The 16,233-nt window shown below is 58.7% G+C and carries 14 protein-coding genes; 5 read left to right on the top strand and 9 right to left on the bottom strand.

Annotated elements, in window-relative coordinates; translation table 11 throughout:
• Positions 1 to 6: 6 nt before the first annotated feature.
• Entirely contained in the window at positions 7 to 654 is a 648-nt protein-coding gene (gene pdxH / locus K5D32_RS06005) for a pyridoxamine 5'-phosphate oxidase (RefSeq protein ID WP_221599467.1), read from the top strand.
• Positions 655 to 844: 190 nt separating this feature from the next.
• Positions 845 to 1,309: a glycine zipper 2TM domain-containing protein gene (locus K5D32_RS06000; RefSeq protein ID WP_025261454.1), complete on the top strand. Its 465-nt coding sequence runs from the start codon at positions 845 to 847 to the stop codon at positions 1,307 to 1,309.
• 64 nt (positions 1,310 to 1,373) lie between these two features.
• Here the strand turns inward: K5D32_RS06000 and nhaA are convergent, their stop codons facing one another.
• The gene (gene nhaA, locus K5D32_RS05995; RefSeq protein ID WP_221599466.1) at positions 1,374 to 2,546 is read right to left on the bottom strand and encodes a Na+/H+ antiporter NhaA; all 1,173 of its coding nucleotides are present in this window, start codon (positions 2,544 to 2,546) and stop codon (positions 1,374 to 1,376) included.
• A 252-nt stretch (positions 2,547 to 2,798) separates the two neighbouring features.
• Between nhaA and K5D32_RS05990 the strand changes: the two genes are divergently transcribed.
• Positions 2,799 to 3,893, top strand: a complete 1,095-nt coding sequence (locus K5D32_RS05990; protein WP_221592607.1) for a PLP-dependent cysteine synthase family protein — start codon at positions 2,799 to 2,801, stop codon at positions 3,891 to 3,893.
• 72 nt (positions 3,894 to 3,965) lie between these two features.
• Here the strand turns inward: K5D32_RS05990 and K5D32_RS05985 are convergent, their stop codons facing one another.
• The 7 genes from K5D32_RS05985 to K5D32_RS05955 form a co-directional block, all read right to left on the bottom strand.
• Positions 3,966 to 5,573: an NAD(P)/FAD-dependent oxidoreductase gene (locus tag K5D32_RS05985; RefSeq protein WP_221576051.1), complete on the bottom strand. Its 1,608-nt coding sequence runs from the start codon at positions 5,571 to 5,573 to the stop codon at positions 3,966 to 3,968.
• Positions 5,574 to 5,681: 108 nt separating this feature from the next.
• Entirely contained in the window at positions 5,682 to 6,374 is a 693-nt protein-coding gene (locus K5D32_RS05980) for a COG3650 family protein (protein WP_221576050.1), read from the bottom strand.
• A gap of 123 nt (positions 6,375 to 6,497) precedes the next feature.
• Positions 6,498 to 7,199, bottom strand: a complete 702-nt coding sequence (locus K5D32_RS05975; protein WP_025261449.1) for an ABC transporter ATP-binding protein — start codon at positions 7,197 to 7,199, stop codon at positions 6,498 to 6,500.
• On the bottom strand, positions 7,200 to 7,967 hold the full coding sequence (gene livG, locus K5D32_RS05970; protein ID WP_025261448.1) for a high-affinity branched-chain amino acid ABC transporter ATP-binding protein LivG: 768 nt from the start codon (positions 7,965 to 7,967) through the stop codon (positions 7,200 to 7,202).
• Positions 7,964 to 9,220, bottom strand: a complete 1,257-nt coding sequence (locus K5D32_RS05965) for a high-affinity branched-chain amino acid ABC transporter permease LivM (protein WP_221576049.1) — start codon at positions 9,218 to 9,220, stop codon at positions 7,964 to 7,966. Before K5D32_RS05965 ends, livG begins: the two co-directional genes overlap by 4 nt.
• Positions 9,217 to 10,146 carry a high-affinity branched-chain amino acid ABC transporter permease LivH gene (gene livH / locus K5D32_RS05960; RefSeq protein ID WP_025261446.1) on the bottom strand — a complete coding sequence of 310 codons (930 nt, stop codon included), beginning with the start codon at positions 10,144 to 10,146 and terminating at the stop codon, positions 9,217 to 9,219. The genes K5D32_RS05965 and livH overlap by 4 nt, the downstream gene beginning before the upstream one ends.
• Before the next feature lie 263 nt (positions 10,147 to 10,409).
• On the bottom strand, positions 10,410 to 11,537 hold the full coding sequence (locus tag K5D32_RS05955) for a branched-chain amino acid ABC transporter substrate-binding protein (protein WP_025261445.1): 1,128 nt from the start codon (positions 11,535 to 11,537) through the stop codon (positions 10,410 to 10,412).
• Between the two features lie 332 nt (positions 11,538 to 11,869).
• Between K5D32_RS05955 and K5D32_RS05950 the strand changes: the two genes are divergently transcribed.
• On the top strand, positions 11,870 to 12,175 hold the full coding sequence (locus K5D32_RS05950; protein WP_221599465.1) for a DUF2288 domain-containing protein: 306 nt from the start codon (positions 11,870 to 11,872) through the stop codon (positions 12,173 to 12,175).
• A gap of 56 nt (positions 12,176 to 12,231) precedes the next feature.
• Here the strand turns inward: K5D32_RS05950 and K5D32_RS05945 are convergent, their stop codons facing one another.
• Positions 12,232 to 14,544, bottom strand: a complete 2,313-nt coding sequence (locus K5D32_RS05945; RefSeq protein ID WP_221576047.1) for a bifunctional diguanylate cyclase/phosphodiesterase — start codon at positions 14,542 to 14,544, stop codon at positions 12,232 to 12,234.
• Positions 14,545 to 14,865: 321 nt separating this feature from the next.
• Between K5D32_RS05945 and K5D32_RS05940 the strand changes: the two genes are divergently transcribed.
• A complete protein-coding gene (locus K5D32_RS05940; protein ID WP_221599464.1) occupies positions 14,866 to 16,203 on the top strand; it encodes an MFS transporter in 1,338 nt (445 codons plus the stop codon).
• The last annotated feature ends 30 nt before the right edge of the window (positions 16,204 to 16,233 follow it).

The raw sequence follows: 16,233 nt of genomic DNA, 5'->3' as shown, positions 1-16,233 counted from the left end.
CCCGTCATGACCCAAGCCCTGGCCGATATGCGCCGTGATTATGCTCGCGATGGTTTGACCGAAGCGCAGGCACCCGATGAACCCTTCGCCCTGTTTCATCAATGGTTTGATGAAGCGGTCAAGACCGAACAGCCACCTGTAGAAGCCAATGCTATGACCCTGGCGACGGTTGATGAAGAGGGGCGTCCGCATTGCCGGGTGCTGCTGCTCAAGGGGCTGGATACACTGGGCTTCACCTTTTTCACCAACTATGACAGTGCCAAGGGGCAGCACCTGGCTGCTCGTCCGTTTGCTGCCATGACGTTCTTCTGGCCGACCCTTGAGCGTCAGGTGCGTATCGAAGGGCGTGTGGTCAAGGTCAGTGCGCAAGAGTCAGATGCGTATTTCCAGGTTCGCCCACTGGGCAGTCGCCTGGGCGCCTGGGCATCACCGCAAAGTCGCGTCATAGCCGATCGTGCAGAGCTTGAAGGCATGATCAAACAGACCGAGCAGCGTTTTCTCGATACACAGCCTCATTGCCCGGACCATTGGGGCGGCTATCGTCTTTTGCCTGAGCGGATCGAGTTCTGGCAGGGACGTCCAAGTCGTTTGCATGATCGTTTGAACTATCGTTTGATAGACGATCAATGGACACGGGAACGTCTGGCACCCTGAGCTTTAATTAAACGAACAATGAGTGACACCCAGCCACCATGCGTGGGAATTATTCTGTTACCAGGTCGTCATAGCGCTACACGTGGCGTCGCTGTATGACACCTGAATGAACTTAAATTGCAGGAACGGGGCCGTGACAGCGTCGACAGGGCGGAGTCTAATGGCCACTGGTTCCTTTGGAGATGCCTTTATGCGCAAGTCTGCTTTTCTGGCCGCCTCGTTCACCGCGATGGCGCTGACACTGGGCGGCTGTACCTCGAATCTCACCGGTGATTCCTACTCCCGTGACGAAGCCAGGACTGTACAGACCGTTCGCCTGGGTACTGTCGAATCTCTGCGACCTGTCAAAATCGAAGGCACCAAGACGCCAATCGGTGCCGGTGCCGGTGCCGTGGTCGGTGGTGTAGGCGGTAGCGCCATTGGTGGTGGGCGCGGTAGTGTTGTTGCGGCGGTGATCGGTGCTGTTGCCGGTGGTCTGCTCGGCTCCATGACCGAAGAAGGCCTGACCCGTACTCAAGGTGTTGAAATCACCGTGCGTGAAGACGACGGCAGCATGCGTGCCTACGTGCAGCAGGTTCAGGAAAACGAGATTTTCCGTGTCGGCGAGCGCGTGCGCATCATGACCGTCAATGGCACGAGCCGTGTATCGCACTGATCTGTCTGACAGCCAGTCATGAAAAACCCGAGCCTTGGCTCGGGTTTTTTATTTATGGGGGTAACTACACCCGGTTCTTTCTGCTGCACATGAGCATGACGGCATAGCCCATCAGTGCCGAGAGAATGGAGCCGGTGAGAATGCCCATGCGATCTTCTCCCGCGTAGTCACTGACGCCAGCCTCGAAGGCCAGCGAGCCCACGAACAGGCTCATGGTGAAACCGATCCCGCAGAGGATCGAAACGCCCAGCACCTGTCCCCAGTTGGCTTCGCTCGGCAGTTTCGCCAGGCCTGTCTGGATCGCCAGCCAGGTCAGCCCGAAGACTCCCAGCGTCTTGCCGATCAACAGGCCTGCCGCAATCCCCATGGGTACTGGATGGGTAAAACTGTCCAGCGTAATGCCTGTCAGTGAAACACCGGCATTGGCAAAGGCGAAGAGCGGCAGGATTCCATAGGCGACCCACGGGTGCAGCCCATGCTCCAGGCTCAGCAGGGGTGACGCTTTTTCGGTTTTGGTGCGCAGCGGTATGCAGAAGGCCAGGACCACGCCGGCCAGCGTCGCATGGACGCCACTTTTAAGTACACACACCCACAGCACGAGGCCGATCAGCAGGTAAGGCCCCAGCTTGGCCACGCCGAGCCGGTTCATCGCGATCAGGGCCACAATGGATATACCCGCGAGGATCAGCGACAGGCTCGACAGTTCGCCTGAGTAGAACAGCGCAATGACGATGATCGCGCCAAGGTCGTCGATGATGGCGAGGGTCATGAGGAACAGTTTGAGTGACACCGGTACGCGCTTGCCGAGCAGTGCGAGCACGCCCAGGGCAAAGGCGATATCGGTCGCCATGGGAATGGCCCAGCCACCCAGGGCGGCAGGGTTGTCCTTGTTGAGCGCGTAATAGATGAGCGCCGGAACAACCATGCCGCCAATGGCTGCAGCACCCGGCAATACCACTTGCGAGGGGCGGGACAGATGGCCTTCAAGCAGTTCGCGCTTCACCTCAAGCCCGATGACCAGAAAGAACAGTGCCATCAAGCCATCGTTGATCCACAACAACAGGGGCTTGGCGATCTTGATTGCGCCAATCTGGGCTACTACCGGGATATTGAGGAATTCGTTGTACAACCATGACAACGGCGAGTTATTGATAATCAGGGCCAGGGCAGCAGCAGCGATCAGCAGCAAGCCACCTGCTGCCTCAAGTTGAAAGAAACGTATGATCGTATTTCGCATCGGTGCGGTTATGCTCCATGGTTTCAAGGAAAAAGCCCGCTACCCTAACGTTTACCTGCCGGGGTTAAAACAAAAGTTATATTCGTTTTGGTTCTAAAGGTAACGGCCCTGTTGCAGTTTCTGAAGTCTAACAATTGTGTAACTTATTAAGTCTTAACTGTGCCTGTTTTGGCTGTAGGTTATTTCCTAAAATCTTGCTCTCAATAACTTTGTGTAACTTCCGGTCATTCGGAATAGAAGAGCAGTCAGTCCATGATCGATAACCGTCCCTGGTCCCGCGAAGCCATTCGTATCATCGAAGCAGACTTCCAGCGCAGCGCTGACACTCACTTGATTCCCTTGCCTCTGCCAGGGTTGCCCGGCGTGGAGCTGTACTTCAAGGACGAGTCCAGCCATCCCACCGGCAGCCTCAAGCATCGTCTGGCGCGTTCGCTGTTTCTGTATGCGCTGTGCAATGGCTGGCTCAAGGCTGGAGCGCCGGTGATCGAGGCGTCCAGCGGTTCCACGGCGATTTCCGAGGCTTACTTCGCCCGCTTGCTGGGCCTGCCGTTCGTGGCAGTGATGCCAGCGAGCACTTCTCGGGCGAAGATCGAGCAGATTGCTTTCTATGGGGGCAAGAGCCATCTGGTTCAGGATCCGACGCAGATCTATGCCGAGTCCGAAAGGCTGGCACGGGAAACCGGCGGGCATTTCATGGACCAGTTCACCTATGCCGAGCGGGCCACCGACTGGCGTGCGAACAACAACATCGCCGAGTCGATCTATCAGCAACTGCGCTTTGAAAAGCACCCGGAGCCGACCTGGCTGATTTCCAGCCCTGGTACGGGCGGCACGACGGCGACGCTGGGGCGTTACGTTCGTTATCGCCAGCACGCCACGCGAGTGTTGTGCGCCGACGCCGAGCGTTCGGTGTTCTTCGATTATTACTGCAGCGGCGATGCCAGCCTGCGCCTGGAGTGCGGGTCGCGCATCGAAGGCATTGGCAGGCCGCGTGTCGAGGCTTCGTTCCTGCCCAATGTGATCGACGCCATGGTCAAGGTGCCGGATGCGCTGTCACTGGCGGCCATGCATTACCTGGCCGGACGGTTGGGGCGCAAGGTCGGCGGGTCAAGCGGCACCAACCTCATCGGCGCACTGCTGGCTGCCCGGCAGATGGTCGAAGCGGGAGAGGAAGGCTCGATCGTGGCGATTCTGTGCGACGGTGGCGAGCGCTATGCCAGTACCTATTACGATGACGCCTGGCTCAAGGCTCAGGGGTATGAACTGGCCGCTCTGATCGAAGGCATTGCCGCCTGCGCCGAGCAAGGCAAAGCCCTGCCCGATGGTGTGCTGCGCGCGGGCGTGTAGGAGCGAATTTATTCGCGAGGCTTTCGCGAATGAAACGGATCGCCGCCCGGTCGCTCCTACGGCAGGCGGTGGTTATTCGATACCCAACATGCTGCGCGCGAGTCCTTCGGCGATCCGGATGCCGTCCACGCCTGCCGACAGGATGCCGCCGGCATAACCGGCGCCTTCACCTGCCGGGTACAGGCCTTTCACGTTGAGGCTCTGCATGTCCGCGCCACGTGTGATGCGCAGCGGGGCGGAGGTGCGGGTTTCGATGCCGGTCAGGATCGCGTCATGCTGGGCAAAGCCTTTGATCTGCTTGTCGAACGCAGGCAATGCTTCGCGAATGGCTTCGATGGCATAAGCGGGCAGGGCGTCGGCCAGGTCCAGCAGCTTCACGCCCGGCTTGTAGGACGGCTCGACGCTGCCCAGTTCGGTGGAAGCCTTGCCGGCAATGAAGTCGCCGACCAGTTGCGCGGGTGCTTCGTAGGTGCCGCCTCCCATCACGAAAGCATGGGATTCCAGGCGCTCCTGAAGTTCGATCCCGGCCAGCGGGCTGCCCGGATAATCTTCAGGTGTAATACCGACCACGATACCCGAGTTGGCGTTGCGCTCGTTGCGTGAGTACTGGCTCATACCGTTGGTGACCACGCGGTTTGGTTCCGAGGTCGCGGCGACCACGGTGCCGCCCGGACACATGCAGAAGCTGTAGACCGAACGACCGTTGCTGGCGTGGTGTACCAGCTTGTAGTCGGCAGCGCCCAGTTTCGGGTGACCGGCGTATTTGCCCAGGCGAGCCCGGTCGATCAGCGATTGCGGGTGCTCGATACGGAAACCTACCGAGAACGGCTTGGCTTCCATGTACACGCCCCGGCTGTGCAGCATGCGGAACGTGTCGCGGGCGCTGTGTCCCAGAGCCAGGATGACGTGGCGCGACTCGATGCGCTCGCCGCTGTCCAGTTCTACACCGTGCAACTGGCCATCTTCGATCAGCAGGTCAGTGACACGCTGCTGGAAGCGCACTTCACCGCCCAGCGCTTCGATCTGCTGACGCATGTTTTCAACGACGCCCGTCAGACGGAAGGTGCCGATGTGGGGTTTGCTGACGTAGAGAATTTCTTCCGGTGCGCCGGCTTTCACGAACTCGTGCAAGACCTTGCGACCATGGAATTTCGGGTCCTTGATCTGGCTGTAGAGCTTGCCGTCGGAAAAGGTCCCGGCACCGCCCTCGCCAAACTGCACGTTGGATTCGGGGTTGAGGATATTCTTGCGCCACAGGCCCCAGGTGTCCTTGGTGCGCTGGCGAACTTCCTTGCCGCGTTCGAGAATGATCGGCTTGAAACCCATCTGGGCCAGCAGCAGCCCGGCGAAAATCCCGCAAGGGCCGAAGCCGACCACGATCGGGCGCTCTTTCAGATCCGCAGGAGCATGGCCTACGACTTTGTAGCTGACATCCGGTGCCGGGCCGACATGGCGGTCATTGGCCAGTTTACGCAGCAGGGCTTCTTCGTCGCGAACCTGGAAGTCGATGGTGTAGATGAAGAACAGCTCGGAGGACTTCTTGCGCGCATCGTAGCTGCGCTTGAACAGGGTGAAGTCCAGCAGTTCGCTGCTGTCGATACCCAGGTGCTGCAACAGGGCAGCGCGCAGGTCTTCGTCCGGGTGATCGATCGGCAGCTTGAGTTCGGTGATTCGTAACATTAAGGGGTCCAGTTTTCGGGCCGCAGGTTCAGCCCGACAGCACTACAAGAACCGGCGATTATAAGCCCTGAACCCCTGTCACGGCGAGTCGGCTGGCCTGATGGCGCATCAATCGTTGCGCGAACCGCCGTAATAGCCGCAGCCACGCTGGGTCTGGCCGTTGACGCGCAGCTCGGCGGTCAGGTGCTGCACCGATCCATTGACACTGTCGACGCAACGCTGCGGAGTGACCCACAGTTCGATACGTTGATTGTTGGCTTCGGTGCTGACGCTGAAGCTGCCGTCGGGCAGTTGTTCTTCAAGATAAGGGAAAGCGAGCGCTTCCTGACCTTCACGCTCCAGAACCATGCCCTTGCCTCCGACATTGACGTTCCAGGCAGGCTTGTTGCCGCTGGCGTGCAGGGTCAGGCGCTTGAAGTTGAGGTCTTCGCAGGACTGGTCGGGACGTTCGACGCGATAGAACTGATACAGGTCCACTTGCCCGTCACTGTTGACGGCCTTGCTGGCAACGAAGTTGCCTCGCAGATCGGCAAACACCTGGCCTTTGCTGTCGGCCAGCGAAGCGGCTTCCTGAAGGATGCCGGTATTGCCGCGATCCTTGACCAGGTAACGGCGTTGCTCATGGCATGGCTTGAACAGCAGTTGTCCGTTTTCCCCGATCAGGTCGCCTTGCATGCGGGTCATGCCGGCGGTAGACACCTTGGTCGCATCCTGCGATTTGCCCAGTGGAAGACCGAGCATCTGGCATCCGGCGAACAGCGGCAAGAGAGCGAATACAAAGGCGGAACGAACAGCGGACATGAGGAGGCCTCCAGATAAGTGCCGCCACGTTACTCAGCCTGCCGCCTCATCACAAGGGCTGTGAGGGTGGGAGCGAATTTATTCGCGAAGCTTCGCGGATAAATCCGCTCCCACACCCAAAGATCAGCCGCCCAGGTAGGCATCCCGGACTTTCGGGTCCACCAGCAGTTCTTCGCCGGAGCCCTGCATCACCACGCGACCGTTCTCCAGAACATAGGCGCGGTCGGCGATTTTCAGGGCCTGGTTGGCGTTCTGCTCAACGAGGAACACGGTCACGCCATCACGACGCAGTTGTTCGACGATCTCGAAAATCTGCTGAATGATGATCGGGGCCAGACCCAGCGACGGTTCGTCCAGCAACAGCAGCTTGGGCTTGCTCATCAGCGCACGGCCGATGGCGAGCATCTGCTGTTCGCCACCAGACATGGTGCCGCCGCGTTGAGTGAAGCGTTCCTTGAGGCGAGGGAACAGGTGCAGAACCTTGTCCATCTGTTCCTGATAGTCGCCTTTTTCAGTGAAGAAACCACCCATGGCCAGGTTCTCTTCGACGGTCAGGCGGGCGAACACGCGGCGGCCTTCCGGCACGACGGCGATGCTCTTGCGCATGATGACCGACGACTCCAGGCCCACCAGTTCCTCGCCCATGTAGCGAATGCTGCCGCTATGGGCGCGAGGTGATCCGCACAACGTCATCAACAGCGTGGACTTGCCTGCGCCGTTGGCACCGATCAGGGTGACGATCTCGCCCTTGCGGACTTCGACGTTGATGTCGTGCAGCGCCTGGATCTTGCCGTAGAAGGTGGAAACGTTTTCAAACTGCAGCATTTACGCTTCCCCCAGGTAGGCTTTGATCACTTCAGGATTGTCGCGGATCTCTTGTGGTGTGCCGTCGGCCAGAGGCGTGCCCTGGTTGATCACCACGATATGGTCGGAAATGCTCATGACCAGTTTCATGTCGTGCTCGATCAGCAGGACCGTGGCGTTGTGATCGTTGCGCAGCACGCCGATCAGCGCCTTGAGGTCTTCTGTTTCCTTGGGGTTCAGACCGGCTGCCGGCTCGTCGAGCATCAGGATGCGCGGACGGGTCATCATGCAGCGGGCGATTTCCAGGCGGCGTTGCTGACCGTAGGCCAGGGTGCCAGCCGCCCGGTTGGCGAACTCCTTGAGATTCACGGCTTCCAGCCAGTGCTCGGCATAGTCCATGGCCTCGCGCTCGCTTCTGCGGAACGCCGGGGTCTTGAACAAGCCGGACAGGAAGTTGGTGTTCAGGTGCCGATGCTGGGCGACCAGCAGGTTTTCCACGGCGGTCATTTCCTTGAACAGACGCACGTTCTGGAAGGTCCGGACCACGCCTTTGCGGGCGATCTCGTGGCCGGCAAGGCCCTGGATCGGCTCGCCATCAAGCAGGATGGTGCCCGCCGTCGGCTTGTAGAAACCGGTCAGGCAGTTGAATACCGTGGTCTTGCCGGCGCCGTTGGGGCCGATCATCGACACGACTTGCTTTTCATTGACGGTCAGGCCAACGCCGTTGACGGCCAGCAGGCCACCAAAGCGCATGCTCAGACCCGATGCTTGCAGTAATGGACGGCTCATTTACGCAGCTCCATGTGAGGGCGCTGCATAGGCAGGAAACCTTGAGGACGCCAGATCATCATCAGCACCATCATGGCGCCGAACATCAACATGCGGTATTCGCTGAACTCACGCATCAACTCGGGCAGCAGGATCATCACGATGGCTGCGAGGATCACGCCAAGCTGCGAGCCCATGCCGCCCAGGACGACGATGGCCAGAATGATGGCCGACTCGATGAAGGTGAAAGACTCCGGCGTCACCAGACCCTGGCGGGCAGCGAAGAAGCTACCGGCGAAACCTGCGAATGCAGCGCCCAGGGTGAAGGCCGACAACTTGATGACCGTCGGATTCAAGCCCAGAGCCCGACAGGCGATTTCGTCTTCGCGCAGCGCTTCCCAGGCACGGCCGATAGGCATGCGCAGCAGGCGGTTGATGACGAACAGTGCAGCCAGAGCCAGCAGCAGGGCAACCAGATAGAGGAAGATCACCTTGTTGATCGAGTTGTAGGTCAGGCCGAAGAACTCGTGGAAGGTCTGCATGCCTTCAGCCGCCTTGCGCTCGAACGTCAGGCCGAAAAAGGTCGGTTTTTCGATGTTGCTGATGCCGTTCGGGCCGCCGGTGAATTCGGTCATGTTGCGCAGCAGCAGACGAATGATTTCACCGAAGCCCAGGGTCACGATGGCCAGATAGTCACCGCGCAGGCGCAATACCGGGAACCCCAGCAGGAAACCGAACAGCGCAGCCATCAACCCCGCAATCGGCAGGCAGATCCAGAAACCCAGGCCGAAGTAGTGGGAGAGCATGGCGTAGCTGTAGGCGCCGACGGCATAGAAGCCGACATAACCCAGGTCCAGCAGGCCGGCCAGACCGACCACGATGTTCAGGCCCAGGCCCAGCATCACGTAGATCAGGATCAGTGTCGCGATGTCCACCGCGCCACGGGAGCCGAAGAACGGCCAGACCAGTGCAACCATGACCAGTGCCAGAATGAACCAGCGCTGGGTGCTCGGCAGTGTCAGGAAGTTGCTGGCCTTGGACGGGACGCTCGGCAGACTTGGCGACGCGCGCCAGGCAGCCGATATCTGCTCATGGAACAGCACGCGCACGAACATCAGTGCGGCGCAGCTCAGGATGATTGCAACAGTGGTGCTGCTGGCGCCAATGACCGTCAGGTTTACCCCGACGATTTCCAGCTTCAGGCCCAGCACCGGATAGGCGACGGCCAGCACCAGCAAGGCGCTGAAAAACGCCGACTTGAGATTCTTGGTCATACTTTTTCAACCTCCGGACGGCCAAGCAGGCCGGTCGGCCGGAACAACAGCACCAATACGAGAAGACTGAACGCAACGACATCCTTGTACTGATCGCCGAAAACGTCAGCGCCGAATGCCTCGGCTATACCCAGTACCAGACCACCCAGCATGGCGCCGGGGATACTGCCGATACCGCCAAGCACCGCAGCGGTGAACGCCTTGATACCGACCAGAAAGCCCGCGTTGGGGTTGATCACGCCGTATTGCATGCTCAGCAGCACGGCAGCAATGGCGGCCAGGGCTGCACCGATGACGAACGTCAGGGCAATGATGTTGTTGGTGTTGATACCCAGCAGGTTGGCCATCTTGATGTCTTCGGCACAGGCGCGGCACGCACGGCCCAGGCGAGAGCGGGAGATGAACCATGTCAGGCCGAGCATCGCGACCACGGTCACGATGAAGATCAGCACCTGCATGTACGAGATCACGACTTCATGGGTGCTGGCAGAGCCGAACACGAAGTTGCCGGGAATCAGGTTGGGGATCGACTTGTCCTTGGAATCCTGGGAAAGCAGTACGGTGTTCTGCAGGAATAGAGACATGCCGATGGCAGAAATAAGCGGGATCAGTCGGTTGCTGCCGCGCAATGGCCGGTAAGCCACACGTTCGATCGCATAACCATAGGCACTGGTTACGACAATACTCGCGGCGAAGGCTGCGGTAATCAGCAGTGGCAAGCTGCCAAGGCCCATCATCGTCAGGCCCGCGATGGCGATGAACGCCACGTAGGAACCGATCATGTACACCTCGCCATGGGCGAAGTTGATCATGCCGATGATGCCGTAGACCATGGTGTAACCGATGGCAATCAAGGCATAAGTGCTGCCAATGGTCATGCCATTAACCAGCTGTTGGAAAAAGTGATAGATGTCTATCTCGGGCATTACAGCGCTCCTAAAAACCTGCTCTGTGTTTCACTGGTTGAGTCTTTACCGGCTGCTCGTCGTGCTCTGAGGCCTCGTTTGATGCAGCTGGGTCTGTTGCCGTTTCAGCACGAGCCGTGCGCAAGCGACAGCAGACCCTCGTGAATCACGGGTAACGGTTTCAAGATATTCAGGGACGTCAGGACCCTGTGGGGCCCATGCGCCTCGCAAAACAAAGCCCACTGAGGTAGCAGTGGGCTCTGGTGTCGATCAAGGGCGCGTGATTACTTCACGGGCGCCTCGGTCTTGGTGCCGTCTTTGTGCCAGGTGTAAACCACGAACTTGAAGTCTTTCAGGTCGCCCTTGGCATCGAATGCCAGGTCGCCGGTCGGAGTCTTGAAGGTGTTGGCACGCAGTGCAGCAGCGACCTTGTCGGTGTCTTCGCTCTTGGCGATCTTGATTGCATCGGCAATCACGGTCACGGCCGAGTAGGACGGGAACACGAACGGACCGCTCGGGTCTTCTTTCTTCGCCTTGAAGGCTTCAACCAGCGCCTGGTTGGCTGGGTCCTGGTCGAAGGAAGCCGGCAAGGTGACCAGCAGGCCTTCGGAGGCATCCTGGGCAATCTGCGAGATCGAAGCGTTACCCACGCCTTCCGGACCCATGAAGCCGGCTTTCAGGCCTTTTTCCTGGGACTGACGCAGGATCAGGCCCAGTTCAGGGTGGTAGCCGCCGTAGTAGACGAAGTCGACGTTGGCTTGCTTCATCTTGGCGATCAGCGAAGAGAAGTCCTTGTCGCCAGCATTGATACCTTCGAACAGGGCAACTTTGACGCCGTCCTTTTCCAGGGTCTGCTTGACGGCAGTGGCGATGCCTTCACCGTACTGCTGCTTGTCGTGGATGACGGCAACAACTTTCGGTTTGACCTGCTTGGCAATGTAATCGCCTGCGGCCGGGCCTTGAGCGCTGTCCAGGCCGATGGTGCGGAACACCAGCTTGTAGCCACGGGAAGTGATGTCCGGGCTGGTAGCTGCCGGGGTCACCATGATGATGCCTTCGTCTTCGTAGACGTCCGAAGCCGGTTGGGCCGAGCTGGAGCACAGGTGGCCGATGACGAACTTCACGCCGTCGTTGACGATCTTGTTGGCCACGGCAACGGCTTGTTTCGGGTCGCAGGCGTCGTCGTATTCGACAGCTTCGAGCTTCTTGCCATCAACGCCGCCCTTGGCGTTGATCTGTTCGATGGCCATCTTCGCACCGCTGAACTGCATGTCGCCGTACTGGGCGACTGCGCCGGTCTTTGGACCCGCGATGCCGATCTTGATGGTATCTGCTGCGAACGAATGGCTGGCAACTCCCGCCATAACCAATGCGGCAAACAGCTTCGAAAGCTTCTTGGTACCCTTAGTCATGATGCTCCACTCTTGCGTTGTAGTTTTTATAATCCTGATGGCTAAAGCTGCAGGATCGGACGTGATAACCGATCGCCTCCCCACTCTGCCAACTGTACCGGAACAGTTTAGAGTGCTGGTTGATGGCTTGAAAAGCTGGGCGCAGGGAGGGAAATCGATTGATGTCGCTTAATCGAAAGAAAGTTACATAATTCAACCAATTAAGCCCATGAATACGACCCCCATTTCATGGACTCCTGAATAACTTTCCGACGATCGATTAATGCGCATTCGGGTTTGTCTGCGGAAAAGGCGGCGTTATCATTGCGCCGATTTTTCTTTTGGTGAAACCCATGACGCAAGAACCTAGCACCCTCTATGCCAAACTGCTTGGCGAAACCGCTTCGATTACCTGGAAAGAATTGCAACCATTCTTTGCCAAGGGTGCCCTGTTGTGGGTCGAGGAACCGCTGGATCTGATCGAAGTTGCCCAAGCCATGGCTGAAAATGATGCCAGCAAGGTTTCCGCCTGGCTGGCCAGCGGGCAGGTCGGCAAGGTGTCTGAGTCAAAGGCGATGGAGCTTGTTGAAAGCGATCCGTTGCTGTGGGCGGTGGTGGTCTCGCCCTGGGTCCTGATCCAGAACAGGGCGAAGGACTGATATTTGCACTGTGATGGCGCATCCCGGAGGGCGCGTCTTCACCGGCATCCTGTTTTTCAATCCGACCACCTTGAACGTTTGGTGCGGCTGGCGCTGCGAATGGCCTGGTTTTCACTGCCCGGCAGTTCACTGAAAAGATCGAGTGAGCGTGGGGTGTCGGCGTCCAGATCCTTGCCTTCAAGCATCGAGGAGTTTGGCAACAGGCTGGCCGGTTCGCGCTGGTTCATCTGTTTGACCAGTGGCAGCAGGCGTTCCAGAGGTTGTGGCTTGCTGAACAGATAGCCTTGTACATAATCGCAGCCGTACTGACTGAGAAACTCCAGTTGCGCCGGGGTTTCCACGCCTTCTGTCACGACCTTCAGGCGCAAGGTGTGAGCCATGACGATAATCGCCTGAACAATCTCCATGTCCTGTGGCGACTTGGGAATGTCGATGATGAAGGAGCGGTCGATCTTCAGGGTGTCCAGCGGCAGGCGCTTGAGATAGGCAAGTGATGAATAGCCGGTCCCGAAGTCGTCGATGGAGAGCGAAACACCCAGGCTGCGAATTTGCTTGAGCATCACGATGGTGTTGCTGATATTGCCCATCAGAGCGTTCTCGGTCACCTCCAGTTCCAGGCGCCCCGGGGCCACATTGGCCTCGCTTAACGCCTGTTCGACTTCATGGACCAGTTCATCCCTGGCCAGATTGAGCGCCGAGCAGTTCACCGCAATGATCATCTTGTCGAACCCGTCCAGGCGCAGGGCGCCCAGGTCCTTGCAGGCGCGGCGCAATACCCAGTTGTCCAGTTCGGCGATCAGCCCGTTGGCTTCGGCGATGCCGATGAAACGATCGGGTATCAGCAGGCCATGCTGCGGGTGATGCCAGCGCACCAGTGCCTCTAGCTTGGCGACATGACCGGTCCGCAGGTCGACGATGGGCTGGTAGTAGACCTGCAGGCCCGTTTCTTCGCGCAGGGCGTTGCGCAGCTCTTCTTCCAGATGCAGCTCCAGGCTGGCCTTGGTCTTGAGGGCCGGGCTGAAGAAATTGACCCGGTTACGACCGTTGCCCTTGGATTGGTACAGCGCCAGATCCGCGTGCTTGAGCAGTTCGTCGCAGGTTGCACCGTCACGGGGAAAGACCGCGATGCCGATACTGGTGGTCATCACCATGCGCCGGCCCGCCAGGGCGATGGTTTCCTTCATCTTCTGCATGACCCGGTAGGCCAGATGCCGCGCCTCTTCGTAGTCGGGAATGCTGAGCAGGATGCAGAACTCATCGCCACCGAAGCGGGCCACCACATCCTGAATCCGCGTTGCGCTGCGGATTCGTTCGGCAATCACCTTGAGCAGTTCATCCCCGGCGTCGTGGCCCAGGCTGTCGTTGATGCGCTTGAAGTGGTCTATATCCAGAAACATCACCGCCAGCATGCCGTTGCTGACGCTGTGCTCCAGCAGCTTCTCTCCGAATATCTGATTGAAACCGCGTCGGTTGATCAGGTTGGTCAGCGGGTCGTAATGCGCAACCTGCTGCAGGGACACCCGGGCCTGATCCAGTTGGCTGAGCAGGGCGTTGACTCGTTGCAGGTCGTGTTCCTTGCTTTGCAGCTTCTTGTCGGCCATCGCCGCGCTGATGCTCCCGGCAATGATCAGCAGGGTGATGATCGCGATGGTCAGCCCCAGTTGCTGGCTGTTTTCGGTGTTGGGTATCTGTAGTTGTGCTTCCAGAGGCAGAAGCAGTTGCAAGGCCTCCATTCCCATCAGGTGCATGGTCAGCAGGCCTGCGCCCAGCAGCAGGCTGAGGCCGTACTTGAACATCTGGTGAAACATCCCGCTGTGATGACGCAAATGTCTGGAAAGGGTCAGCAGTGCCACGCTGGCCAGGATGGCAACCAGAATCGACAGGGCAAACATGCTCGGCTCGTAATACTGGATGGCATCGGAGCGCATGGCCGCCATGCCGACGTAATGCATGATGCTGATGGTCAGCCCCATGATCACGGATGTGATCAGGCAACGCTTGATGGTCAGGGTTTCCATGCTCAGCGCCTTGACGGCGAACAGCCCGCCGACCAGCACGATCAGCAGGGACGAGATGGTGACGGGCAGGTCATAACTGATTTTCAGGGGTGCCTGAAAAGCCAGCATGCTGATGAAATGCATGGCCCAGATGCCGCCCGCCAGACATAGCGCGGCCAAGGCCTTCCAGACGCGGCGGCTCTTGCTGGCCTCGACCTGAATGATCCGATCCGTGATGTCCAGCGTTGCAAAACAGGCTGCGCAGGCGACCCCGTAGGCCAGCGCTACCAGAAACAAGTTATGACTACAGTTGATCAGTAATTGCCCGTTAGCCGGAAAACCGACAAACATATTCAAACCGAGCCATTCCATAGCGAGCCCTATTGTTCACTGCCAGGGTTCACCAAGGCTTCAGGCTATGTACGTAAAGTGGCTGCGCATCGCTCATGCTGCGTTTTCACCTTGCCTGAGCATCGCTCTCCGACTTTTCGCACAACGTCTCAGCCTGGCGAATAGACATGAGTATAGAAGCTGAAAAAATCCTGCCAGTGTCAACACTCAAAAAAATGGAATTGCCTCAATAACCAATGGTTATAAAAACCTGTGCTCCTGCATTTGAAGTCTTTTACGAATGTTTACAGTCGGTTTGTCAGCAGGGCTCTAGAGTAGGAAGAAAAAAGGGATGGATGCCTCATGAACAACCCCCCGACCGACAGCTCCGTCCAGGCTTCCAATGCCTGGCGCGTTTTGTTTCTGCTGTTTCTGGCCAACCTGTTCAACTTCTTCGATCGAGCGATTCCGGCGATCATCACCGAGCCCATTCGCAAGGAATGGCACCTGAGCGACTTTCAGCTCGGGCTTCTGGGCACGGCGTTTACCCTTGTCTATGCGATTGCAGGTTTGCCTCTCGGGCGTATGGCCGATACGGGTTCACGCAAGAAACTGATGGGCTGGGGGCTTGCCGTCTGGAGCGGGCTGACGGCGGTCAACGGCATGGCCAACAGCTTCTGGACATTCCTGCTGGTGCGCATGGGGGTCGGGATTGGTGAGGCCAGTTATGCGCCAGCGGCCAACTCATTGATCGGTGATCTGTTCCCGGCCCATCGTCGCTCGCGAGCCATCGGCATTTTCATGCTGGGCCTGCCGCTGGGACTTCTGCTGGCGTTTTTCACCATCGGTGCGATGGTCAAGGCGTTCGACAGCTGGCGTGCTCCGTTCTTTATCGCGGCGGTGCCCGGCCTGATTCTGGCGGTGTTCATCTTCTTTATCCGTGAACCCAAGCGTGGCGCTGCCGAAAGTGTGCAGATGTCCGAAGAGATGATCGAAAAGCCGGTTCGCCGGGTGCTATCGATCCCGACCTTTTGCTGGCTGGTGCTGGCGGGGCTGACCTTCAACTTCGCGACCTATGCCTGCAACTCGTTCATGGTGCCGATGCTGCAACGCTACTTTCAGGTGTCTCTGCAGGAAGCGGCGGTGGCGACCGGCATCATCGTCGGCGTCACCGGGTTGATCGGCCTGACTCTGGGCGGCCTGATCGCGGACAAACTGCACCAGCGCTCGCCCAACGGACGACTGTTGTTTGCGGCGTTCAGCATGCTGGTCGCCACCCTGGCGACGGGTTATGCCTTGCACGCGGGAAGGGTCGAGATCGGAGTGTTTGTGGCGGTATTCAGCGTCGGCTGGCTGTTTGCCTATAACTTCTATACCTGCGTCTACACCGCCATTCAGGACGTGGTAGAGCCGCGTCTGCGGGCGACGGCCATGGCGTTGTTCTTTGCAGGGTTGTATCTGCTGGGCGGCGGGCTTGGGCCGGTGGTGGTCGGCTGGTTATCCGATCACTATGCCCATGAAGCGATGACGCTGGCGGGGGCGGTGCAGATGGATGAAAGCTTCAAGGCCACAGGCTTGCACGATGCGATGTACCTGATCCCGGTTACCCTGGGCATGACCCTGGTGTTTCTGCTGCTGGCATCGCGTTGTTTTACCCGAGATGCCAAGCGGATGACGGACAGGATGCTAGACCCTCGGTAGGCGGTCTTTCGCGAATGAATTCGCTCCTAC

The sequence above is a fragment of the Pseudomonas cichorii genome, from assembly GCF_019719005.1.
Lineage (GTDB): Bacteria > Pseudomonadota > Gammaproteobacteria > Pseudomonadales > Pseudomonadaceae > Aquipseudomonas > Aquipseudomonas cichorii_E.
The sequence above is the reverse complement of the archived record's forward strand: the minus strand, read 5'-3'. Positions and strand labels throughout refer to the sequence as shown.

Coding starts and splice junctions, on each gene's coding strand:
- pdxH (WP_221599467.1), top strand. CDS start 7: ATGACCCAAGCCCTGGCCGATATGCGCCGTGATTATGCTCGCGATGGT.
- K5D32_RS06000 (WP_025261454.1), top strand. CDS start 845: ATGCGCAAGTCTGCTTTTCTGGCCGCCTCGTTCACCGCGATGGCGCTG.
- nhaA (WP_221599466.1), bottom strand. CDS start 2,546: ATGCGAAATACGATCATACGTTTCTTTCAACTTGAGGCAGCAGGTGGC.
- K5D32_RS05990 (WP_221592607.1), top strand. CDS start 2,799: ATGATCGATAACCGTCCCTGGTCCCGCGAAGCCATTCGTATCATCGAA.
- K5D32_RS05985 (WP_221576051.1), bottom strand. CDS start 5,573: ATGTTACGAATCACCGAACTCAAGCTGCCGATCGATCACCCGGACGAA.
- K5D32_RS05980 (WP_221576050.1), bottom strand. CDS start 6,374: ATGTCCGCTGTTCGTTCCGCCTTTGTATTCGCTCTCTTGCCGCTGTTC.
- K5D32_RS05975 (WP_025261449.1), bottom strand. CDS start 7,199: ATGCTGCAGTTTGAAAACGTTTCCACCTTCTACGGCAAGATCCAGGCG.
- livG (WP_025261448.1), bottom strand. CDS start 7,967: ATGAGCCGTCCATTACTGCAAGCATCGGGTCTGAGCATGCGCTTTGGT.
- K5D32_RS05965 (WP_221576049.1), bottom strand. CDS start 9,220: ATGACCAAGAATCTCAAGTCGGCGTTTTTCAGCGCCTTGCTGGTGCTG.
- livH (WP_025261446.1), bottom strand. CDS start 10,146: ATGCCCGAGATAGACATCTATCACTTTTTCCAACAGCTGGTTAATGGC.
- K5D32_RS05955 (WP_025261445.1), bottom strand. CDS start 11,537: ATGACTAAGGGTACCAAGAAGCTTTCGAAGCTGTTTGCCGCATTGGTT.
- K5D32_RS05950 (WP_221599465.1), top strand. CDS start 11,870: ATGACGCAAGAACCTAGCACCCTCTATGCCAAACTGCTTGGCGAAACC.
- K5D32_RS05945 (WP_221576047.1), bottom strand. CDS start 14,544: ATGGAATGGCTCGGTTTGAATATGTTTGTCGGTTTTCCGGCTAACGGG.
- K5D32_RS05940 (WP_221599464.1), top strand. CDS start 14,866: ATGAACAACCCCCCGACCGACAGCTCCGTCCAGGCTTCCAATGCCTGG.